This is a genomic window from Actinotalea ferrariae (genome assembly GCF_019733465.1).
GTDB classification, from domain to species: domain Bacteria; phylum Actinomycetota; class Actinomycetes; order Actinomycetales; family Cellulomonadaceae; genus Actinotalea; species Actinotalea ferrariae_A.
In genome coordinates this window covers 1-22455 of record NZ_JACVQL010000053.1, presented here as the reverse complement: position 1 = coordinate 22455, position 22455 = coordinate 1, and the positions used below count along the sequence as shown (strand labels likewise).

Here is a 22455-nt window from a genome sequence, read left to right as displayed (position 1 = left end):
ATCACCGCCCGAGTCTGTTACGCGTCCCGTATGCCGGAAATTCGAGTTGTAGTGTCGCCGCATCCATGGTGGATGCCCTGGACCGCTCGTGCTGCCGGCCCGCCGGCGCCCCTGCCGCCCACAGGCCTCGCACCGCATCCTTGTCAGGAGGAACAGTGAGAATCAGGCGAATCGGCGCCGCGGGCGCTCTCGTCGCAACAGGCGCCCTGGTGCTGTCTGCGTGCGCGACGCCCACCCAGTCCGCGATCGAGGAGGACACCCGCCTCACGGTCGGCTGGAACCAGCCCTTCTTCTCGTACAACGAGTCGACGTCGAACGGGAACGCGACCGCGAACGCGGTCATCAAGTACCTGACGGTCGGGTCGTTCCAGTACTACAACAACGAGCCGGCGCTGGTGAAGGACGAGAGCTACGGGACGATCGAGAAGCTCTCCGACGACCCGCTGACGGTGAAGTACACGATCGCCGAGGACACGCAGTGGTCCGACGAGGTGCCGGTCGACGCCGCTGACCTGCTGCTCCAGTGGGTCGCCGACTCGGGCAAGTACAACGAGGGCGAGGTCACCTACGACGAGGAGACCGGCGCGATCATCGAGCACGAGAACCTCTACTTCGACGCGGCGGCCCTCGGTGGCGGCCTGTCGAACGTGACCGAGGTCCCGGAGATCGACGACGACGGCAAGTCGATCACGCTGGTCTACGACGCCCCGTTCGTCGACTGGGAGGTCGCCCTGGCCGCCCCGACGGTGCCGGCGCACGTCGTCGCGCAGCAGGCGCTCGACATCGAGGACGCGGAGGAGGCCAAGGACGCGCTCATCACGGCGATCCAGGAGGGCGACACCGAGACCCTCAAGCCGATCGCCGACGTCTGGAACTCGGCCTTCGACTTCACGGATCTCCCGGATGACCCGAGCCTGTACCTCGCCTCGGGCCCCTACGTCATCTCGGAGCTCTCGGCCGACGACGCGTACATCACGCTCACGGCAAACGAGAACTACCAGGGCGACCTCGAGCCCAAGGTCGAGACCATCACGGTCCGGTACAACGAGGACCCGATGGCCCAGGTCCAGGCTCTCCAGAACGGTGAGCTGGACATCATCAACCCGCAGGCGACGGCTGACGTCATCACGGCGCTCGAGGGCGTTGAGGGCGTGACGGTCCAGACGGGCAGCGAGGGCACCTACGAGCACATCGACCTGACGTTCAACAACGGTGGCCCGTTCGACCCGGCCACCTACGGCGGTGACGCCGAGAAGGCGCGCATGGTGCGTCAGGCGTTCCTTATGGCGATCCCGCGCCAGGAGGTCATCGACAAGATCATCCAGCCGCTCAACCCCGACGCGGAGATCCGCAACTCGCAGACCCGCGTGCCCGGCTCGCCGGGCTACGACGACATCGTCGCGTCCAACGGCTCGGACGTGTACGACGAGGTCGACATCGAGGGCGCCAAGGCGCTCCTGGCCGAGGCCGGCGTCACGACGCCGATCGACGTCACGCTGCTCTACGGCAAGTCGAACGCCCGTCGTGCCGCCGAGTACCAGCTGTTCGCCGAGTCGGTCGGCGACGCCGGGTTCAACCTCATCGACGGCGGCGACGACAACTGGGGGTCGCTCCTCGGCAGCGGCACCTACGACGCCGCGCTGTTCGGCTGGCAGTCCACCTCGCTGGGCATCAGCGAGTCGGCCGCGAACTTCCGTTCCGACGGTGGTAACAACTACAGCGGCTACGCCAACGAGAAGGTCGACGAGCTCTATGACGAGCTCGAGACGACCTTCGAGGAGGAGGACCAGCTGCGCATCCTCGGCGAGATCGAGGCCGAGCTGTGGGCCGACGGGTTCGGCGTCACGATCTTCCAGTTCCCGGGCGTCGTCGCGAACCGCGACACGGTCTCGGGCGTGAAGAACGGCGTCCTGTCGCCGAGCGTCTTCTGGAACTTCTGGGAGTGGGACCCGAGCGAGAGCGCGGTCCAGGAGTCCGAGGAGGGCTGACCTCACCCTGAGCGGCCCTCGGGTCGCCGAGCAGCACCGGGGGCGCCGGGACACCTGTCCCGGCGTCCCCGGGTGCGTCAGGCCTGGCCAGGGCCTCAGACTGGTCGTACGACGACGGCGGACGGGCCATCGGTTACCCGCCGGTAGTATTCCTGCGTTCTGCGCGCCTCCCCCTTCCTCAAGCGAGGTTTGACGGATCCGATGCTCACCTTCCTCGTGAGGCGACTCGCCTCGGCAGCGGTCGTGCTGCTCGCGTCGACCTTCGTCTTCTTCATGCTCGTCGACTTCGCGACGGATCCTCTCGAGGAGCTGCGCGAGAGCAGTCAGATCAACCGCGAGGCCCAGATGGAGCAGCGCACGCGGCTGCTCAACCTCGACACCCCGCCGGTGCTGCGCTACTTCCTGTGGCTCAAGGGGCTCGCGGGCTTCCTGTGGGGCCAAGGCACGCTCGGCGAGAGCTGGCGGACCAACCGCGAGGTGACGGACATGCTCGCCGGCGCGGTCGGCGTCACGCTGCGCCTCGTCGTCGTCGCGACGCTGCTCGCCATCATCACCGGCGTCACCGTCGGCATCGCGAGCGCGTTGCGCCAGTACACGGGCTTCGACTACTCGATCACCTTCGCGTCGTTCCTCCTGTACTCGCTGCCGACGTTCTGGGTCGCCGTGCTGCTCAAGCAGTGGGGCGCCATCGGCTTCAACGACTTCCTGCGGGACCCGACCATCGGGCTCTGGGGGCTGATCGGCATCTCGCTCGTCGCCGGACTCGTGTGGTCCGCGCTGGTCGGCGGGGAGGTCAGGCGTCGCCTCATCACGTTCGCCGTGGCGACCGCCGCGACGGCAGCGGTCCTCTGGTTCGTCTCGTCGACCGGCTGGTTCCTCGACCCCAGCCTCGGCCCGGTACTCATCGCCGTCACCGGCTTGGCCATCGCGTTCGGCGTGACCGTGCTGAGCACGGGGCTGCGGAACCGGCGCGCCCTGTATTCGGCGGTCACCGTCGTTGCGATCGGCGTCGCTCTCTGGCTACCGCTCCAGTACGTCTTCCCCTACGCGACCACCTGGCTAATCCTGGGCCTGCTCACCGTCACGCTCGCCGTCGCCGCCGTCGTCGGGTGGGCGTTCGGCGGGCCTGACCGCGCCCAGTCCATCCGCACAGCGGCCCTCACGGCCGTCGGTGTGGCGCTGCTCATCTTTGCCGACCGCGTCATGCAGGTCTGGCGAATCTATTCGGACTACAGCGACAACCGGCCGATCGCGACGATCGGTGCGGCGACGCCCGGCCTCAACGGCGACTTCTGGGTCGAGACGCTCGACCAGTACACGCACCTCATCCTGCCGACGACGTCGCTCCTGCTGATCTCGTTCGCGAGCTACACCCGCTACTCGCGCGGCAGCCTGCTCGAGGTACTCAACCAGGACTACATCCGCACCGCGCGCGCCAAGGGCCTCACCGAGCGCACGGTCGTGATGCGCCACGCCTTCCGCAACGCTCTGATCCCGCTTGCGACGATCATCCCGCTCGACATCGCGGCGATCCTCAGCGGTGCAGTCATCACCGAGCGCATCTTCGGCTGGACCGGCATGGGGAACATGTTCATCACCGCGCTCAACGGTGACGACCCGTACCCGGTGATGGGCTTCTTCATCGTCACCGGCACGGTCGCCGTGCTCGCCAACCTCGTCGCAGACCTCGTCTACGCCGGCCTCGACCCACGGATCAGGGTGAACGCATGACCCAGACGCCCATTACCACGCCCCCGCCCCCGGAGGACGCGACCGAGCGGCTCGAGAACGCCATCGAGCTCAAGGAGGTCGAGGGCCTCTCGCAGGGCCAAATCGTGTTCCGCCGGTTCGTCCGCCACAAGGGCGCGATGACGGCCGCGGCGGTGCTCTTACTGGTCATCCTGCTCGCGACGACGTCCATCGGCATCGGCCCGATCGACGGCTGGTGGCAGTTCGACCACATCCGCACGCACCCGACGGCGATCCCCGGAGGCCGCCCGACGCTGCAAGTCGGGCTCGACGGGATCACCATCGGCGCCCACCCGTTCGGTCAGGACGACATCGGCCGTGACCTCTTCGCGCGCGTGATGTTCGGCACGCAGCGCTCGCTCTTGGTCATGGTGCTCATCGGTGTGCTCGCGACGACGATCGGGATCACGTTCGGGGCGCTCTCCGGCTTCTTCCGCGGTCGCGTCGACACCTTCCTCATGCGCCTCACCGACATGGTCATCACGATCCCGATCATCGTGGTGGGCGCCGTCCTCGGGAAGGCCTTCGGTGGGGGCAACGCGGTGCTCCTCGGCCTCGCTCTGGGACTCGTGACGTGGACCACGATGTCGCGCCTCGTGCGGGGCGACTTCCTCTCCCTACGCGAGCGCGAATTCGTCGACGCCGCCCGCGTGGCGGGTGCGAGCAACGGCCGCATCATGTTCAAGCACATGCTGCCGAACGCGATCGGCGTGATCATCGTCAACACCACGCTGCTCATGGCGTCGGCGATCATCCTCGAGACGTCGCTCAGCTACCTCGGCTTCGGCGTGAGTGCACCGGACATCTCGCTCGGCCAGCTCATCAACGACTACCAGTCGGCGTTCGCGACCCGCCCGTGGCTGTTCTGGTGGCCCGGCCTGTTCATCATCATCATCGCCCTCTGCGTCAACTTCATCGGCGACGGCCTGCGTGACGCGTTCGACCCGCGGCAGCGCAAGATCCCGAGCAAGCGCAAGATGCGTCAGGGCTGATGGACCGCCAGCAGGGCGACCACGGTCGCCACCGTGAGCACCCCGAGCACCGTCAGGGTGCCCCGGTGCCAGGTGGTGCGGGGCGTGGGGCGCTCGAGGCGCGGGTCGTCGAGGTGACCGGCATCGCGCAGCTCCTCCCAGCGCCGGCGCACGATCGCCGCGGCGGCGCCCGAGGGGCTGCTCGGCAGGTCGCCGGGCCGCACGCTGCCGCCGGCGCCGTACGTGGTCTCGGGCAGGCCGCGCAGCTCGGCCGCCGGGGTCTCCCGGTGCGAGCGGCGGTTGCCCGGGGCGGGTGCCGCCCAGGCGGAGTACGTCCCGTAGGCGGTCACGAGCGTCAGGGCGTAGCGGGTGTCGATCCGCTGGATCGACGGCCACGGCAGCTCGACCGTCCGCAGCACGTTGCGCAGGGTGACGCCGGCCGCGGAGACCTCGACCGCGGGCAGCCAGTAGGCCGCCCACACGAGCGCCGCGACGAGCACCAGCACGGACCCGTAGCGCAGCACCTCGGCCGGCTCGCCCTCGACCACCAGGCTCACGAGACCGAAGGCGGCGAGCGCCGCCACGGTGCCGGCAAGCCATCGGCCCGACGTCGGCCGGAACACCTGAGTCGTCTCGTCCACCCCGCCAGTTTCCCAGACCGCGCCGGTCGCGCCCGCACAGCGGGCCGGCACCTGCAGCACGGCGACAGCGCCGCCCCCGTGACCGGAGGAATGACCCGTGACCACTGAGACGACCGCCCCGGCGACCGAGCCGATCCTCGCCGTCGACAACCTCGGCGTGGACTTCTGGGTCGACGGCGAGTGGTACCCCGCCGCCGTCGACGTGTCCTACGAGGTGCGGCCGGGCGAGGTCCTGGCGATCGTCGGCGAGTCCGGCTCGGGCAAGACGCAGTCCTCCATGTCGCTCATCGGCCTGCTGCCGGCGAACGGCCGGGCGACCGGAAGCGCCAAGCTCGCCGGTCGCGAGCTCATCGGCCTGAGCCACTCGCGCCTGCGCCACGTGCGCGGCAACGACGTCGCGGTCATCTTCCAGGAGCCGATGACCGCGCTGAACCCCGTGTACACGGTGGGCTTCCAGATCATCGAGACGCTCCGCACGCACCGCGAGATCGGGCCGAAGCAGGCGCGCGAGCGCGCGATCGAGCTGCTGACGATGGTCGAAATCCCCAACCCGGAGCTCTCGGTCGACAAGTACCCCCACCAGCTCTCGGGTGGCCAGCGCCAGCGGGCGATGATCGCGCAGGCGCTCGCGCTCGACCCCAAGCTGCTCATCGCGGACGAGCCGACGACGGCGCTCGACGTCACCGTGCAGGCGGAGATCCTCAAGCTCATGCGGGACCTGCGTCACCGCATCGACTCCGGCATCGTCCTTATCACGCACGACATGGGCGTCGTCGCCGACCTCGCCGACCGCATCCTCGTGATGAAGGACGGCCGCATCGTCGAGCGCGGCACCGCGGACGACATCTTCAACCGGCCGCAGCACGCCTACACCCAGCAGCTCCTGTCGGCCGTGCCGCACCTGGGGTCGCAAAGCTTCTCCCAGGACACCGTGGTCGGGACGGCGCGCGTCACCGAGCGCGCACGGCCCGCAGCGCACGGCTCCGCCGAGGGCGGCGCGGACGTCTTCGTCGCCAAGGACCTCGTCATCGAGTACCCGAAGCGCGGGCGCATCCCCGCGTTCCGCGCGGTCGACGGCATCGACCTGACCATCGGTCAGGGCGAGGTCGTCGGCCTCGTCGGCGAGTCGGGTTCGGGCAAGACGACGGTCGGCCGCGCCGCCGTCGGTCTGCTGCCCGTCGTGGGCGGGAGCTTGACCATCGGTGGGCACGAGATGCGGGGGATCGGCAGCAAGGAGCTGCGCCAGGTCCGCGACCACGTCTCGATCGTCTTCCAGGACCCGGGCTCCTCGCTCAACCCGCGACTGCCGATCGGCGAGTCCATCGGTGAGCCGCTCTTCCTGCACAAGATCGCCAAGGGCGCCGAGCTCGACCGCCGCGTCGAGTCGCTCCTCGACCAGGTGCACCTCGCGCGCGGCATGCGCAACCGCTACCCGCACGAGCTCTCGGGCGGCCAGCGTCAGCGCGTCGGCATCGCCCGCGCGCTCGCCCTCTCCCCCAAGCTGCTGGTCGCCGACGAGCCGACGTCGGCCCTCGACGTGTCGGTCCAGGCGCGGGTGCTCGAGCTCTTCCAGGAGCTCCAGCGCGAGTACGGGTTCGCCTGCCTCTTCATCAGCCACGACCTCGCCGTCGTCGAGATCCTGTCCGAGCGCATCGCGGTGATGCACAAGGGCAAGCTGGTCGAGCAGGGGCCGCGCGAGCAGATCCTGCGCTCGCCCGAGCAGGACTACACGCGACGCCTGCTTTCAGCGGTCCCGGTTCCAAATCCCGCGGAGCAGCGCAAGAGGCGTGAGATGCGCGACCGTCTGCTCGAGGAGGCGGCTGCGCGGACGGGCATGCGAAAGACGGTGGTGTCCGTGGACGAAATCGAGGCGGCCGGGGGAGGAATCCAAACCCGCTCCGACACTAACCCCTAGGTCTTCGACCGTATTGCATTGGCGGCGGTCCGCGCAGCCGTGAGCATGGCGATCAGTCGCCCTTGGCGGTCGTGACGTCGATGGCCCTCGTCGTGGAATTTGGGACTTGGATCGCGGCGGCTCGTTCGGTCACTGAGACTTAGTCCGGGGCGCGGAGGGGGCTCCCGGGCGAGAATGGGTTGTAGCGCCCGACCTCGCCGTTGTGCCCGGTGTGTTGGGCCGGATTCGCTCGTGGCGGGGGCGAACCCGGCGTTACCGCGGGCGTCAATGATCCCTCAGACCGGTCGGTGGATGCCGTGAGCCGCGAAGAGCGCCCTCGCGCAGTCGAACAGCTCAATCACGGTGTCTTCTCGTCAGGCGAGTGCTCGGTGTGGGCCAGGTGGGCGATCCCATCGGCCGCGGAGTGCAAGTAGATGCTGCTCACCCCGGCGCAATGGTCTTCGTCCGCTGGGCGGTTCGCTCGTAGACCGAGCTCCCGCCGCGGATGTGCTATCTGCAACCGTCAGGGATCTGCTCGACGTTCCTTATGTAGAGGTGGACAAGGAGCCCACAGGTAGCGGGCGGTGATCGCGCGTCGGGTGTAGTTGCTCGGTGCGTCCGGGCGGTTTCTGATCGACGGTTGATGGTCGAGCGGACCAGCCGCCGCGTGACTGGAACGCCCACGGCTCAGTGGAGGCGCTCAAGGTCAACGACGGCGGCAAGCGGACCGAGCCGACTCACGATCCCGGACACCTGTCCTGAGGTGACGATGTCATCTCAAAGAGGTGTTCTTTTGGCTGCAGCCAGGCCGCCGTGGTTCTGGGGGTCGAGCAGTGGACTGACCCGCAGCGGTCAGTTCCCGGTCGCGAAGGTCGCGCCTCAACTTGGCATCAGCGCGTTGTGCCTAGGACGGTGGATGGCGCAGGAGACGTCGACGCGGGCCCGCGAGGGACGGTCCATTGACGAGCGCGGAATTGGTCGAGCTGCGCCGGCGGAACCGGGTGCTAGAGGTGGAGAACGAGTCCTTAAGCGCGCCAGTGCCTACTTCGCTAGAGAGAATCCCCCCTTCCGGGGTGATCGCCCGGCCCGTCGGGAAGTTGGCGGCCGACGGGTGTCCGTCGCGCTGACCTGCCGGGTGCTTGGCATCGCCCGGTCGGGCCTGTATGAGGCGCTCACTCGGGCGCCGAGTGCCTGTCAGGTCGCCGACTAAGCCCCGACCCCGACGATCCTGGACATCCACGAGGGTTCTCGGGCGAACCAAACGCTACTGGCGCAATGCGCGCCGCGGGGACATTTGATGATCCGCTTGCGGCGAGCCATGGCACGTCCGCCCGGCGCGTCGGGCCCGTCGTGACCATTGTGCAGGGCTCGAGCAAGTGCGCACCCGGCGGCTGTAGTAGCACGATCCCAGCTGCTTATTACCAAGGATGGCGGGGTGGGACGCGTCCCCGGGGCTAGAGTGGCCCGGGGACGCGTCGGCGGAGCCGAACGGCGGTCAACCCCGCACTTGAATCATGCGCAGCTGATCCATGTGTTCGGCGACTCGAAGTAGTAGATCGTGCCCTTGTTGAGTCGCATCATGTAGTTTCCGCCGGGCTGGTGAACGATGATGTCGAAGGTGCCGCTCGCGACAATGTAGCGCCATCCCTTCCGCCAGCCCGACTTAACGGTGTGCATGGCGGGCTGCACGCAGGTAACTTCCCCCGCCGCCGCTGGAGCTGCTGCGGCCACCGGAAGCACAAGCCCGCCAACCGCCAGCGCGGCTGCTATGAGAACCGACCAGATCTTCATATGACCTCCAAATGGGCGCGTCCCGGCGTGATTGCCGCTGGACAGGGCACAGCATGGCGGAGCGCGGAGTGGCGCGTCTACCCTCGATTTAGACGCCCAGGGTAATGACGCGGGCCGGACGCGCTCCGTACTTCTTCATTGGCCACAAGCTCGCGGTCGTCGAGGTCCTTCCCGAGCGGATCGCGGTCATGCACAGGGGAGGCTTGTCGAGCGGGGTTCCCGCGAGCAGATCACGCGGCGCCTGCTGGCCGCCGTCCCCGTGTTCGCCTCCCGCGGAGCAGCGCAAGCGGCGCGAGACGTGCGACAGCCCGCAGCGAGGAGGAGGCCGCGGATGGGCACACGCGAGCGAGATCGTGCCGCCGCTCGACCGCTTCGTCGTCAAGGCCTTGAGGAGCAGAACCGGACCGACCAGGACTGACGCGAACGGCAGGCGGCACAGCGCCTCGGCCGGCACCGCACGACCACGGCTGCTCACCGCTCGGGGGAGGGGCCTCGGCCCGCACCGCACGACCACGGCCGCTCACGCCTCGGGGCGAGCGCCCGTTCGCCGTCCGCTCGCCCCTCCGGGTGAGCGCGGTTCGTCGTGCAGGTAAGATTGGTCGGCGCGCCCGACGACGCGGCGCCGAACAACCCCCTTTCTTCTCCTGAGATGAGTCCCGCATGCCTGTGCGCTCCGACCTGCGCAACGTCGCGATCGTCGCCCACGTCGACCACGGCAAGACCACCCTCGTCGACGCCATGCTCTGGCAGTCGGGCTCCTTCGGGTCGCACGCGCACGTCGACGAACGCGCCATGGACTCGGGTGACCTGGAGCGTGAGAAGGGCATCACGATCCTCGCCAAGAACACCGCCATCCGGTACCGCGGGCCGGCCGCGGCGGCGGCGGGTCAGCCCGACGGCATCACGATCAACGTCATCGACACCCCGGGCCACGCCGACTTCGGCGGCGAGGTCGAGCGCGGCCTGTCGATGGTCGACGGCGTCGTCCTGCTCGTCGACGCGAGCGAGGGTCCGCTCCCGCAGACGCGGTTCGTGCTGCGCAAGGCGCTCGCCGCCAAGCTCCCCGTGATCCTCCTGGTCAACAAGGTGGACCGGCCCGACTCGCGCATCGAGGAGGTCGTCCACGAGGCGACCGACCTGCTGCTCGGCCTCGCGAGCGACCTCCACGACGACGTCCCGGACCTCGACCTCGACGCGATCCTCGACGTCCCGGTCGTCTACGCCGCGGCCAAGGCCGGCCGCGCCTCGCTCGAGCAGCCCGCCGACGGCACGATGCCGGAGAACCCGGACCTCGAGCCGCTGTTCGCGACGATCCTCGAGAAGATCCCGGCACCCACCTACGACGAGGGCGCACCGCTGCAGGCGCACGTCACCAACCTGGACGCCTCGCCGTTCCTCGGACGCCTCGCGCTCCTCCGCGTCTTCAACGGCACGATCCGCAAGGGCCAGACGGTCGCGTGGGCCCGGGCGGACGGCACGCTCCAGAACGTGCGGATCACGGAGCTGCTCGAGACCAAGGCGCTCGAGCGGGTGCCGACCGACGAGGCCGGCCCGGGCGACATCGTCGCCGTCGCCGGCATCGCGGACATCACCATCGGCGAGACGCTCACCGACCCGGCGGACCCGCGTCCGCTGCCGCTCATCACGGTCGACGACCCGGCGATCTCCATGACGATCGGCATCAACACGTCCCCGCTGGCCGGCAAGGGCGGCAAGGGGCACAAGGTCACGGCGCGTCAGGTCAAGGACCGCCTCGACTCCGAGCTCATCGGTAACGTCTCGCTGCGGGTCCTCCCCACCGAGCGGCCGGACGCGTGGGAGGTCCAGGGCCGCGGCGAGCTGGCGCTCGCCATCCTCGTCGAGCAGATGCGTCGCGAGGGCTTCGAGCTCACCGTCGGCAAGCCGCAGGTCGTCACGCGGCAGATCGACGGCAAGGTGCATGAGCCCATGGAGCACATGACGATCGACGTGCCGGAGGAGTACCTCGGCGCCGTCACCCAGCTGCTCGCCCAGCGCAAGGGCCGCATGGAGACCATGTCGAACCACGGCACCGGCTGGGTCCGGATGGAGTTCGTGGTGCCGGCGCGCGGCCTCATCGGCTTCCGGACGCAGTTCCTCACGGAGACCCGCGGCACGGGCATCGCGTCGTCGATCTCGCACGGCTACGAGCCGTGGGCGGGCACGATCGAGACCCGCACGAACGGCTCGCTCGTGGCCGACCGCGCCGGCAAGGTGACGCCGTTCGCCATGATCAACCTGCAGGAGCGCGGCTCCTTCTTCGTGGAGCCCACGCAGGAGGTGTACGAGGGGCAGATCGTCGGCGAGAACTCGCGCAACGAGGACATGGACGTGAACATCACCAAGGAGAAGAAGCTCACGAACATGCGCTCGTCGACGGCCGACAACTTCGAGAACCTCGTGCCGCCGCGCAAGCTCACGCTCGAGGAGTCGCTGGAGTTCGCGCGCGAGGACGAGTGCGTCGAGGTCACCCCGGAGATCGTCCGCATCCGCAAGGTCGTGCTCGACCAGACCGAGCGGGCGCGCATCACCGCACGGTCCAAGCGCGCCTGAGCCGACCTCCCGGCGGCCGCGACGGCCGGGCGTCCTGCGCCCGGCCGTGCGCGCCGCGGCCTCCTCTGCGAGCCTGGCGGCATGGCTGAGCCCACGAACGTCGCGGTCCGCGGCGGTGTGGCGACGCGTGTCTTCTGGCCGTCGCTCGCCGTCATCGTCGTCGTCTCGCTCCTCGCGATCCTCTTCCCCGCGCAGGCGGAGAGCGTCGTGGGGAGCATCCAGACCAACGTCATCGGCGCGTTCGGCTGGTACTACGTGCTCCTCGTCGCCGGGTTCGTGACCTTCGCCCTCTGGGTGGGGCTCAGCCGGCTCGGCGACATCGTTCTCGGGTCGGACGACGACGAGCCGGAGTTCCGGCTCGGCACGTGGTTCTCGATGCTCTTCGCCGCCGGCATGGGCATCGGCCTCGTATTCTGGGGCGTCGCGGAGCCGCTGTCCCACTTCGCCTCGCCCAAGCCCGGTGTGACCGGCACGCCCGAGACGCTCGCGCAGACGGCCGTCGCGCAGACCTACGTGCACTGGGGTGTGCACGCGTGGGCGATCTACGTCGTCGTCGGGCTCTCGCTCGCCTACGCGATCCACCGCAAGGGCCGGCCGGTCTCGATCCGCTGGGCGCTCGAACCCCTGCTCGGCGACCGCGTCAAGGGCCGGCTCGGCGACGCCATCGACGTCGCCGCCCTCGTCGGGACCGTCTTCGGCGTCGCGACCTCGCTCGGCCTCGGGGTGCTGCAGATCTCGGCCGGGCTCGAGCACATCGGCGTGATCGACTCGTCGGTCGGCGTCCAGGTCGTGCTCATCGTCGTCATCGCGCTGCTCGCGATGGTGTCGGTCGTCTCGGGCCTCGACCGTGGCCTCAAGTGGCTGTCGAACATCAACGTGACGACCGCGGGCATCCTCATGGTCGTGGTCCTGCTCCTGGGACCGACGCTCTTCCTGCTCCGCGAGTTCGTGCAGTCGATCGGCACCTACCTGGCCCAGGTCCTGCCGTTGACGTTCAACGTCAGCGCGTTCGCCGGCGCCGAGGGCGAGGCGTGGCAGGCCGCGTGGACGACGTTCTATTGGGGCTGGTGGATCTCGTGGGCGCCCTTCGTGGGCGTGTTCATCGCGCGCATCTCGCGCGGGCGCACGGTCCGGCAGTTCGTCGTCGGCGTGCTGCTGGTCCCGACGCTCGTGACCTTCCTGTGGTTCTCGGTGCTCGGCGGCAGCGCGCTCTACCGCGAGCTCTTCGGCGAGGGCGGGCTTGTGGGCGAGGACGGCTCGGTCGTCCCCGAGAACGCCCTGTTCGACCTCCTCGGCGGCCTGCCGTGGGGCTCCGTGCTCTCGGTGATCGCGATCGTCCTCATCGCGCTGTTCTTCATCACCTCGTCGGACTCCGGCTCGCTCGTCGTCGCGATGCTCGCCGCGGGCGGCGACCCCGAGCCGCGGACCTGGAACCGGGTCGTGTGGGCCTCGCTCAGCGGCCTGCTCGCGGTGTCGCTCCTGGTCGCAGGCGGCCTCGTGGCGCTCCAGACGGTGGCCGTGCTCATCGCCCTGCCGTTCAGCGTCGTCATGATCGGCATGGTCGTGGCGACGTCCCGCGCACTCGGTGGTGAGCACCGCGAGATGGTCCGCGCCGAGCGCCTGCTTCTGCGCGCTCGCCTCACGGAGCACGTGAGCGAGCAGGTCGCCAGCCGGGTCACGGCCCAGGTGACGAGCATGCTCGCCGACAGCGGCCAGACGTCGACGGAGGCATCCACGGTCCCGCCGACCGGGCCGCCGGGGGCACCCCGGGCCCAGGCCGCGGACGCGCCCTTCCGAGAGCGGGTCGCTCGCGCCGCACGGGCGGTGCGCCGGCGGGACGACCGCGCGTGACGGGCCTGCTCGCCGTCCACGCGCACCCCGACGACGAGACGCTCAGCACGGGCGCGCTCCTCGCCACCTGGGCGGCCGCGGGCCGCCCGGTGACGCTCGTGACCTGCACGCGCGGGGAGCGCGGGGAGGTCATCGGCGCCGAACTCGCGCCGCTCGAGGGCGACGGTCCGGCGCTCGCCGCCCACCGGACCGGGGAGCTGGCCGGTGCGCTCTCGGCCCTCGGAGTGCGCGACCACGTCTTCCTCGACCGGCTCGTGGGCGTGACCGGCCCGGTCGAGGACTCCGGGATGGAGTGGCTCGACGTGGGGCGCGCGGGTCCCTCGAGCGACCGCAGCCAGAACGCCTTCGTCGACGTCCCGGTGGACGTGGCGGCGCGCGCGGTGGCCGAGCTCGTGCTCGACCGCCGGCCGGACGTCGTCGTCGGCTACGAGCCCGGCGGCGGCTACGGCCACCCCGACCACGTGCACGCCCACCGGGTCATGCAGCGCGCGGTCGAGCTGGCCGCGGCCGCCGGCCACCGCGTGCCCGCCGTCCTGTGGGCCGCCCTGCCGGAGGACGACCTCCGCTCCGGCTACCGCGTCGTGGCGGAGGCGCCGTGGGACGGCATGGCGGCACCCGACCCCGACGGGCCGCTGCCCTCGGCGGCCGTGCCGGCCGAGCAGGTCGACGTCGAGGTCGACGTGGAGCCCGTGCTCGACCGGCTCCTCGCTGCGTTCGATGCGCACCCGACCCAGATCCAGGCCGTGCGGAGGCTCCCGCACCCCGGCACGGTCGCGGGGCTCGCTCTCAGCAACGCCGTGCTGCAGCCCGTGCTCGCCCGGGAGTGCTACCGGTTCGCCCCCGGCAGGCCGCCGGGGGACGTCCGCTGGCCCGCGGGCGTCAGCGCGCGCGCTGCGCGGCGGTAGCGTGGCGGCGTGATCGACCTGACCGACGGCCGCACCCTGGCCCGCCTCGCCGGCACGTTCGTGATCGGCGTCGTCGTCGGTGTGGTGGGGACCGCGGTCCACCGCTGGCAGGTCCCATGGGGACTCGTGCTCGCGCTGGTGACCGTGCTGTGCGCCGGTGTGCTCGCCCGCGCGTGGGTCGGCTGGGCCGGGATGCTGCTCGTGGCGCTCGCGGTCGTGACCACCGTCGCGATCCTCGCCGGGCGGGGACCGGGTGGCGACCTCCTCGTCGCCGCGCAACCCGTGGGCTATGTCTGGTACGGGGGCGCCCTCGTGGTCGCGCTCGCGGGCCTCGCGCCGCGTCGCTGGTTCAGCGACCGGCCGCTGGGCGGCTCCCAGGGCTGAGCGTGCCCGGCACGTAGAATCGCGCGGGCGGGCGACGGGCTCGCTGCCGCAGCAGGGGAGAAGCACAGCGATGACCGACGGACGCCAGTCGCCCGCCGTCCCGGACACGGACGAGCCGGGGCGCACGACCGACGGGTTCGAGGACGTCGCGCCCGAGCCGGAGACCACCCCCGGGACCGACGCCTCTCCCGACGACGCGCGCTCCGAGCAGGGCGGCGCCGACTCCGCCGGTGAGCCTGATGCGGACGCAGGCGCGACGGGCGTCGAGACCGCACCGGCGCTCGGGACGGACGCCGGCACGTCCGACGTGACGGCCGCCGACGTGACGGCCCCCGAGGCGACGGGTCCCGAGGCGGCGGTTCCCGAGACGACGACGCCGGAGGCGGCGGCCCCCGAGACGACCGCCGCGGACGCGACGACGCCCGAGGCGGCGGCCCCCGAGACTACGACGCCCGAGGCGGCGGCCCCCGAGACGACAACGCCGGAGCCGACGGCCCCCGAGACGACCGCCGCGGACGCGACGACGCCCGAGGCGACGGCCCCCGACGCGACGGCCCCTGAGACGACGCCGGAGCCGACGGCCGCGGACGCGACGACGCCCGAGGCGACGGCCCCCGACGCGACGGCCCCTGAGACGACGCCGGAGCCGACGGCCGCGGACGCGACGACCCCCGACGCGACGACCCCCGAGGCTTCGCCTCCGGTTGCGGTCGAGGAGCCGGTGGCTGAGGAACCGGCTGTCGAGGCGCCGGTGGCCGATGACGTGGCTGCCGAGGAGCCCGTGGCTGCCGAAGAGCCTGTGGCCGAGGACCCGGCAGCCGAGACGACGGTGGCGCCGGAGTCGGTGGCTGAGCAGTCCGCTGTCGAGGAGCCGGTGGCTGAGGAGCCGGCCGCCGAGGAGCCGGTGGCTGAGGAGCCGGCCGCCGAGGAGCCGGCATCCGAGAAGCGGCCCCCGGCGCAGACCGGGTCCGAGCGCCCGGTCGTCGAGGGACCCGACACCGAGCAGTCGACCGATGAGAAGCCGGCCGACCAGAAGCCGGCCGACGAGACCCCGGCCGACGAGAGCCTGGTCGAGGCCGCGGTTGACCCGGACCCCGAGGACGCCCCGAGCGCGTGGCGGCCCCGCCCCTGGGAGGCGCCCACGGTCGTCATCCCGCCGGTGGCCCTCGACGACGACGGGCCGCGGTACGAGCCCGAGACCGCTGCCGCGGCGCCGGCGGGCAGCGTCCCCGCACGCGTGAGCCGCCTCGACCGGACGCCGGACAGCCCTCGGGCACCGGAGGCGCTCGCGGAGACGGGTGCGGCGACGGGCGCGTCGTCGGACGCGGCGTCGTCGTCGTCGGACTCCACCGAGGTGCTCCACGCGCCCGCCGCGCCGGCCGAACGCGTCGACCCCGCGGCTGCGCCCGAGCGGTCGCGTCCCGACCGGTCCCCGCGCGACCGCGCGTCGGCGGCGCCGACCGTCGCACCCGACCGCCCGTCGTCCCCGATGGACGAGTTCCCGGACGAGGAGCGACGCCGCCGGTGGCCGCGCGTCGTCGGCATCTCGGCCGCGGTGCTCGTGGTGCTCGCCGCCGCGTACGTCGGGGCCCTCTGGCTGTGGGCCGACCGCGTCCCGCCGGGCGCCACCGTCGCGGGGGTCGAGCTCGGGGGCATGTCGGCCGACGACGCGGAGGCGGCGCTCGTCGACTCCCTGGCGACCGCGACGACCGAGCCCATCCCTGTCGCGGCGGGTGACAACCGCACGACGCTCGACCCCGCGGCCGCCGGTCTCACGCTCGACGCCGAGGCCACGATCGCCGGGCTGACCGGCTTCGACCTGCACCCGCAGAACCTGTGGGAGCAGCTCTTCGGCACCGGCGCGGCGGAGCCCGTGACGCAGGTCGACGACGCCGCCCTGGCGTCCGCCGTCGAGGACGTGGCGGCGGCGCTCGCCGTGCCCCCGGTCGACGGCGCCGTGCTGTTCGTCGACGGCGAGCCGCAGACGACCGACGCCGCGACCGGCTCGACCGTGGACGCCGACGCGGCCGCCGACGTCGTCCGCGACGGCTGGCTCACCGACGCCCGGCCCCTCGACCTCCCCACCGAGGTCGTCGAGCCCGCCATCAGCCAGGACGAGGTGGAGCGGGTCGTGGCCGAGGTCGCCCGTCCGCTCGTCGCCGGCCCGGTGACCGTCGCGGTCTCCGACCAGCTCGCCGAGCTGCCGCCCGAGGTCCTCGCGGCCACCGCGTCGTTCGTGCCCGAGGGCTCCGAGCTGCGGCTCCAGCTCGACGGCGCAGCGCTCGTCGAGGCGGTGACCGCGCGCACGACCGACCTCCTCACGAGCCCGTCGGACGGCTCCTTCGCCTTCCAGGACGGCGTCCCCGTGATCGTGCCCGGGACGCCCGGCACGACCCTCGACCCCGCGGCACTCGCGGACGCCGTGGCCGCGGCCGGCACCGGTGCGGACCGCACCGCGCGCGTCGAGCTGGTCGAGGTGGCGCCCACGGAGTCGACGGCCGAGCTCGAGGCGCTCGGCATCGTCGAGGTCGTCGGCGAGTTCCGGACGCCGCTCAACAGCGAGCCGCGGCGCACGCGCAACATCACCAACGGTGCCGAGAAGATCAACGGCACGCTGGTGCGCCCGGGGGAGACCTTCAGCCTCACCGAGGCTCTCGGCCCCGTCGACGGTGCGCACGGGTTCGTGCAGGCCGGCGCGATCGTCAACGGCGAGCACTCGGACGCGTGGGGCGGCGGCCTCTCGCAGCTCTCGACGACGACGTACAACGCCGCGTTCTTCGCGGGCTTCGAGGACGTCGAGCACCACCCGCACAGCGAGTGGTTGAGCCGGTACCCCGAGGGGCGCGAGGCGACGATCTTCACGGGGTCGCTCGACATGCAGTGGAAGAACAACACCCCGTACGGCGCGCTCGTGCAGTCGTGGGTCGAGGGCGGCTACACGTACGTGCGGATCTGGGGCACCAAGTACTGGACGGTCGAGGAGTCGACGAGCGGTCGCAGCAACGTGGTCTCGCCGACGACCGTGTACTCCCAGTCGCCCACGTGCGAGCCGCAGAGCGCCGGCAACCCGGGCTTCAGCGTGACCGTCACCCGGCGGGTCCTGCTCGACGGCGCCGAGCAGTGGACCGACCGGTGGAACGTGCGCTACAAGCCGCAGAACCGCGTGGTCTGCGGTCCGCCGCCCGCGGGCTGACGCGACGCGCGGACCCGGGGGACCACCGGCCGACGCCGGGCACCCAGATCCGCTCGGGCGTGCGCAGCCGCGTCCTGGCGGGCGCGGGCACGTTCAGCTGTCGTCAGCCGTCGTCAGCGGTCCGGGAGCGCCGTGGCGGCGGCGCGGGCGGCACGACCTTGCCGAGCGCGATGTCCTCGGCGGGCACGGCGACGTCCCCGCGGCGCGTCCGCACGACGACGCCGTCGGCCCCGACTTCGAGCAGCTCGCCGAGCACGTCCGACCAGCCACCCTCGGCCAGCCGGCGGCGGACCACCACCCGGACGCCCACCGGCCACGCGGCCCACGGGGGCGTCGCAGGGGGCGTCGGCGGGGGCGTCATCGGGGCCGGGCGCGGCGCGCGGCCGGGCCGATCGGCGGACACAGGGGCACGTGGGGGATACTAGGCACGGCGTGACCGCGCCGACCTCGTCCGAACGGGCCGTCGCCCTCTGGAGGGACCACAGCTGTGACCTACGTGATCGCCCAGCCCTGCGTCGACGTCAAGGACAAGGCGTGCATCGAGGAGTGTCCGGTCGACTGCATCTACGAGGGCAAGCGGTCGCTGTACATCCACCCCGACGAGTGCGTGGACTGCGGCGCCTGCGAGCCGGTGTGCCCGGTCGAGGCCATCTACTACGAGGACGACGTCCCCGAGCAGTGGACCGAGTACTACAAGGCCAACGTCGAGTTCTTCGACGTCCTGGGCTCCCCGGGCGGCGCCGCGAAGATGGGCATGATCGAGCAGGACCACCCGATCATCGCCGCCCTGCCGCCGCAGAACGGCACGGCGTGAGCCCTGCGGCTCGCGCCACGACGCACGCCTGCACGTCCCGCCCGCGCCGGGCGGCCTGAGTGGGGCTGATCACGGCCGGGCTGCCGGACTTCCCGTGGGACGCCCTGGCGCCGTACGCGGCGACGGCGCGCGCCCACCCGGACGGCATCGTCGACCTCTCGGTCGGCACCCCGGTCGACCCGACGCCGGGCGTGGTCCGCGACGCGCTCGCCGCGGCGGCCGACGCTCCCGGCTACCCGACCGTCCACGGCTCCGCGGCGCTGCGCGAGGCGGTCGCCGCGTTCTACGCGCGCCGCCGCGGCGTCCCGGACCTCGACCCGGCCGCCGTCCTGCCGACCGTGGGCTCCAAGGAGCTGGTCGCGTGGCTGCCGTCCATGCTCGGTCTCGGTCCGGGCGACGTCGTCGTGCACCCCGAGACCGCGTACCCGACGTACGACGTCGGCGCGCGCCTCGCGGGTGCGGAGCCCCTGCCCGCCGACGACGTCGCCGCGTGGGCCGACCGTGACGACGTGCGCCTGGTCTGGGTGAACTCGCCCGGCAACCCGACCGGTGCGGTGCTCGGCGTGGACGAGCTCCGCGCCGTCGTCGCGGCGGCCCGGCGCATCGGCGCCGTCGTCGCGAGCGACGAGTGCTACGCGCTCCTCGCGTGGGACGAGCCGTGGGCGAGCCAGGGCGTGCCGAGCATCCTCGACCCGCGCGTCACCGACGGGAGCCACGAGGGCCTGCTCGCGGTCCACTCGCTGTCCAAGCAGTCGAACCTGGCCGGCTACCGGGCGGCGTGGGTCGCGGGCGACCCCGCGCTCGTCGCACCCATGGTCCAGCTGCGGCGGCACGCCGGGATGATGGTGCCCGCCCCCGTGCAGGCCGCGACCCTGGCGGCGCTGGGCGACGACGCGCACGTGGCCGAGCAGCACGAGCGGTACCGGCGCCGCCGGGAGGCCCTGCGGGCCGGGGTGCTCGCGGCCGGCCTCGAGGTCGACGACTCGCCCGCCGGCCTGTACCTGTGGGCGCGTGCGGCGGGGCCGGGGCAGGACTGCTGGCGCACCGTGGCGGACCTCGCCGAGCTCGGGATCCTCGTCGCGCCGGGCGCGTTCTACGGTCCGAGCGGGGCCCTGCACGTGCGGATCGCCCTGACCGCGTCCGACGCGGCGGTCGCCGAGGCCGCGGCGCGCCTCAGCGGCGCGTGAGGCACGCCTCGACCAGGGGCGACCGCGGCCGTCCTGACCGGACGGCTTGACCGGCCCGTGGTCTAGGGTTTGACCACCGCTGACGTCGACGTGGCGGTACCCCGAGGCGTCGACCGGCGACCGTGTGATGGGGATCACCCCCGACAAGGGACGTTTTGCCCATCGCCGATTGGGTCCGCGCGTCCACGCGCAGGTACCGTCATCGTGGCCGACGAGGGCCAGCACGCACGTCAGGACCGCAGCGCAGGGGGCCTCCCCGGACCGCGCGGACCGCCGAGGAGGAACCATGACCGAGACGACGAGCAGCCCGGTGGAGCTGCGTGTCGCGGACCGGGCGCTCTCGCTGCCCGTCGTCGACGCGACCATCGGCAATGACGGGATCGTGGTGTCCTCCTTGCTCAAGGAGACCGGGCTCGTGACGGTCGACCCGGGGTTCATGAACACCGCGTCGTGCGAGTCGGAGATCACCTACATCGACGGCGACCAGGGCGTGCTGCTCTACCGCGGCTACCCGATCGAGCAGCTCGCCGAGCGCTCCTCCTTCCTCGAGGTCGCCTACCTCCTGACGCACGGCGAGCTGCCGTCGTCCGACCAGCTCTCGGCGTTCGTCGAGCGGGTCGAGCGGCACACGCACCTGCACGACAACTTCAAGGCGCTCATCGGTGCCTTCCCGACCAACGCGCACCCCATGGCGGTGCTCTCGAGCGCCGTGTCCGCCCTGCCGGGGTACTACCCCGAGAGCGTCGACCCGTTCGACCCCGCGACGGTCGAGCTCGCCACGGTGCTGCTGCTCGCCAAGACCCCGACCATCGCGGCCTACGCGCACCGCCGCGCCCTCGGCCAGGAGATGATCGGCCCCGACCAGGGCCGGGGCTACGTCGCCGACTTCCTGCGCATGGCGTTCCAGCCCAACGGCACCCCGTACGACGTCGACCCGGCCATGGTCAAGGCGCTCGACGTCCTGCTCCTGCTGCACGCCGACCACGAGCAGAACTGCTCGACGTCGACCGTCCGGATCGTCGGGTCGAGCCACGCGAACCTGTACGCGTCGGTCTCGGCCGGCATCAACGCCCTCTCGGGCCCGCTGCACGGCGGCGCCAACGAGGCGGTGCTGCGCATGCTCACCGAGATCCAGGAGGGCGGCGGCGACGCGAGCGACTTCATGCGCCGCGTGAAGGACAAGGAGGACGGCGTCCGCCTCATGGGCTTCGGCCACCGGGTCTACAAGAACTACGACCCGCGCGCCGCCATCGTGAAGAAGGCGGCCGACGACGTGCTCTCGGCCCTCGGCGCCCGCGACGACCTGCTCGACATCGCGATGGGCCTCGAGGAGATCGCGCTCAACGACGAGTACTTCATCCAGCGCAAGCTCTACCCGAACGTCGACTTCTACACGGGTTTGCTCTACAAGGCGATGGGCTTCCCGACGCAGATGTTCACGCCCCTGTTCGCCGTCGGCCGGATGCCCGGCTGGATCGCGCAGTGGCGCGAGATGATGAGCGACCCGGCGACGAAGATCGGCCGGCCGCGCCAGGTCTACACGGGCCCGACGACGCGCGACTACACGGAGATCGACGCCCGCTGACGGTCCCGCCGTCGGGCCGGGAGAGGCCGGCGAGCCGGTCGGGTCAGGCGGCGAGCTCGATCCGCACGACGCCGGTCGGCGCGGGCTCGGTCTCGGCCGGGGCCCAGGCGCCGTCGTCGCGCTGCCAGGCGGTCGCGCCGTGCTGGACGCGGACGACGTCGTGCGTGCCCGCCACGGACACGGCCCAGTGCGCGACGATCCACGCCATGCGCTCGGCGTCCTCGGGAGCGCCGCCGAGGCCGCTCGCGTCGACGTCCACCGTGCGCTGGTCCGGGGTCGTCGTGGGCAGCGCGCCGAAGTCGCGCTCCACGCGCGTCGTCAGCGCGGCGACGTCCCCGGCCTGCTCGGCCCGCGGCAGCGTGCACGTCACGGCGCCCGGGCTGAAGCCGTACATCGCCGAGGCCCACGCGCGTGCCCGGCCCTCGTGCTGCGCGTACGCCTCCGGGAAGCCCGAGCGCTGGACCGCCTGCGCCGCCTCGGTGACGGGCAGGTCCTGGTAGCCGTCCACCTTGACGAGCGCGTCGTAGAACGCGTTGGTCGCGTACACCGGGTCCAGGACCTGGTCCTCGGTGCCCCAGCCCTGCGACGGGCGCTGCTGGAAGATCCCGAGGGAGTCGCGGTCCCCGTAGGTGATGTTGCGGAGCTTGGACTCCTGGAGCCCCGTCGCGATCGCGATGGTGGTCGCGCGCGCCGGCAGGCTGCGGCGCACGCTCGTGGCCGCGAGCAGCGCGGCCGTGTCCGCCTGGTCGGGCTCGAGGTGCCACGCCGTGCCCTCCGACGTGGCCGAGCACCGCGCGACGAGCGGCTCGGCGTCGAGGTGGCGCAGCCACGCCGCGACACCCGCGCCGGCCCCGACGACGACGCCCGCGAACACGACGGTCCCCACGAGCGCTCGCGCCGCGCGTCGCGGGCGGCGCGGAGGGTGCGGCTC

Annotated in this window: 16 protein-coding genes; 12 read left to right on the top strand and 4 right to left on the bottom strand. The window is 71.8% G+C overall.

The genetic code is table 11. The features are described 5' to 3' along the window. The first annotated feature begins 155 nt into the window (after positions 1 to 155). The 3 genes from ICW40_RS05015 (at position 156) to ICW40_RS05005 (ending at position 4729) form a co-directional block, all read left to right on the top strand. Positions 156 to 1988, top strand: coding sequence for an ABC transporter family substrate-binding protein (locus ICW40_RS05015; protein ID WP_308121634.1), 1833 nt, complete (start codon positions 156 to 158; stop codon positions 1986 to 1988). Positions 1989 to 2189: 201 nt separating this feature from the next. Further along, the gene (locus tag ICW40_RS05010; RefSeq protein ID WP_221652737.1) at positions 2190 to 3719 is read left to right on the top strand and encodes an ABC transporter permease; all 1530 of its coding nucleotides are present in this window, start codon (positions 2190 to 2192) and stop codon (positions 3717 to 3719) included. Then, the gene (locus ICW40_RS05005) at positions 3716 to 4729 is read left to right on the top strand and encodes an ABC transporter permease (RefSeq protein WP_221652736.1); all 1014 of its coding nucleotides are present in this window, start codon (positions 3716 to 3718) and stop codon (positions 4727 to 4729) included. Before ICW40_RS05010 ends, ICW40_RS05005 begins: the two co-directional genes overlap by 4 nt. Here the strand turns inward: ICW40_RS05005 and ICW40_RS05000 are convergent. Then, positions 4720 to 5349 (bottom strand): PH domain-containing protein, encoded by a 630-nt coding sequence (locus tag ICW40_RS05000; RefSeq protein WP_308121633.1) that lies wholly within the window; start codon positions 5347 to 5349, stop codon positions 4720 to 4722. The genes ICW40_RS05005 and ICW40_RS05000 overlap by 10 nt on opposite strands. Before the next feature lie 97 nt (positions 5350 to 5446). Here ICW40_RS05000 and ICW40_RS04995 point away from each other — a divergent pair, with 97 nt between their 5' ends. Further along, on the top strand, positions 5447 to 7264 hold the full coding sequence (locus ICW40_RS04995) for an ABC transporter ATP-binding protein (protein ID WP_221652735.1): 1818 nt from the start codon (positions 5447 to 5449) through the stop codon (positions 7262 to 7264). A gap of 1491 nt (positions 7265 to 8755) precedes the next feature. Here the strand turns inward: ICW40_RS04995 and ICW40_RS04990 are convergent. Continuing rightward, positions 8756 to 9034, bottom strand: coding sequence for a hypothetical protein (locus tag ICW40_RS04990; protein ID WP_221652734.1), 279 nt, complete (start codon positions 9032 to 9034; stop codon positions 8756 to 8758). A 660-nt stretch (positions 9035 to 9694) separates the two neighbouring features. Between ICW40_RS04990 and typA the strand changes: the two genes are divergently transcribed. The 5 genes from typA (at position 9695) to ICW40_RS04965 (ending at position 17938) form a co-directional block, all read left to right on the top strand. Further along, positions 9695 to 11605, top strand: coding sequence for a translational GTPase TypA (typA, locus tag ICW40_RS04985; protein WP_221652733.1), 1911 nt, complete (start codon positions 9695 to 9697; stop codon positions 11603 to 11605). 81 nt (positions 11606 to 11686) lie between these two features. Continuing rightward, entirely contained in the window at positions 11687 to 13456 is a 1770-nt protein-coding gene (locus tag ICW40_RS04980) for a BCCT family transporter (protein WP_221652732.1), read from the top strand. Then, a complete protein-coding gene (locus ICW40_RS04975) occupies positions 13453 to 14361 on the top strand; it encodes a PIG-L family deacetylase (RefSeq protein WP_221652731.1) in 909 nt (302 codons plus the stop codon). The genes ICW40_RS04980 and ICW40_RS04975 overlap by 4 nt, the downstream gene beginning before the upstream one ends. Before the next feature lie 9 nt (positions 14362 to 14370). Next, a complete protein-coding gene (locus ICW40_RS04970) occupies positions 14371 to 14745 on the top strand; it encodes a hypothetical protein (protein WP_221652730.1) in 375 nt (124 codons plus the stop codon). A 70-nt stretch (positions 14746 to 14815) separates the two neighbouring features. Further along, positions 14816 to 17938 carry a VanW family protein gene (locus ICW40_RS04965; RefSeq protein ID WP_221652729.1) on the top strand — a complete coding sequence of 1041 codons (3123 nt, stop codon included), beginning with the start codon at positions 14816 to 14818 and terminating at the stop codon, positions 17936 to 17938. A 103-nt stretch (positions 17939 to 18041) separates the two neighbouring features. Here the strand turns inward: ICW40_RS04965 and ICW40_RS04960 are convergent, their stop codons facing one another. Further along, complete coding sequence (locus ICW40_RS04960; protein WP_221652728.1) at positions 18042 to 18299, bottom strand: putative acetyltransferase; 258 nt, start codon at positions 18297 to 18299, stop codon at positions 18042 to 18044. A 126-nt stretch (positions 18300 to 18425) separates the two neighbouring features. Between ICW40_RS04960 and fdxA the strand changes: the two genes are divergently transcribed. The 3 genes from fdxA (at position 18426) to ICW40_RS04945 (ending at position 21524) form a co-directional block, all read left to right on the top strand. Next, a complete protein-coding gene (gene fdxA / locus ICW40_RS04955; protein WP_221652727.1) occupies positions 18426 to 18752 on the top strand; it encodes a ferredoxin in 327 nt (108 codons plus the stop codon). 59 nt (positions 18753 to 18811) lie between these two features. Beyond that, on the top strand, positions 18812 to 19939 hold the full coding sequence (gene dapC / locus ICW40_RS04950; protein WP_221652726.1) for a succinyldiaminopimelate transaminase: 1128 nt from the start codon (positions 18812 to 18814) through the stop codon (positions 19937 to 19939). Between the two features lie 286 nt (positions 19940 to 20225). Beyond that, on the top strand, positions 20226 to 21524 hold the full coding sequence (locus ICW40_RS04945) for a citrate synthase (protein ID WP_221652725.1): 1299 nt from the start codon (positions 20226 to 20228) through the stop codon (positions 21522 to 21524). A gap of 43 nt (positions 21525 to 21567) precedes the next feature. On the opposite strand, the gene ICW40_RS04940 is transcribed toward ICW40_RS04945, so the two are convergent. Then, on the bottom strand, positions 21568 to 22455 hold an 888-nt coding region (locus tag ICW40_RS04940), incomplete at its 5' end, for a hypothetical protein (protein WP_260458804.1).

Coding starts and splice junctions, on each gene's coding strand:
- ICW40_RS04980 (WP_221652732.1), top strand. CDS start 11,687: ATGGCTGAGCCCACGAACGTCGCGGTCCGCGGCGGTGTGGCGACGCGT.
- ICW40_RS04990 (WP_221652734.1), bottom strand. CDS start 9,034: ATGAAGATCTGGTCGGTTCTCATAGCAGCCGCGCTGGCGGTTGGCGGG.
- ICW40_RS04945 (WP_221652725.1), top strand. CDS start 20,226: ATGACCGAGACGACGAGCAGCCCGGTGGAGCTGCGTGTCGCGGACCGG.
- ICW40_RS04965 (WP_221652729.1), top strand. CDS start 14,816: ATGACCGACGGACGCCAGTCGCCCGCCGTCCCGGACACGGACGAGCCG.
- ICW40_RS05005 (WP_221652736.1), top strand. CDS start 3,716: ATGACCCAGACGCCCATTACCACGCCCCCGCCCCCGGAGGACGCGACC.
- ICW40_RS04960 (WP_221652728.1), bottom strand. CDS start 18,299: ATGACGCCCCCGCCGACGCCCCCTGCGACGCCCCCGTGGGCCGCGTGG.
- typA (WP_221652733.1), top strand. CDS start 9,695: ATGCCTGTGCGCTCCGACCTGCGCAACGTCGCGATCGTCGCCCACGTC.
- ICW40_RS05010 (WP_221652737.1), top strand. CDS start 2,190: ATGCTCACCTTCCTCGTGAGGCGACTCGCCTCGGCAGCGGTCGTGCTG.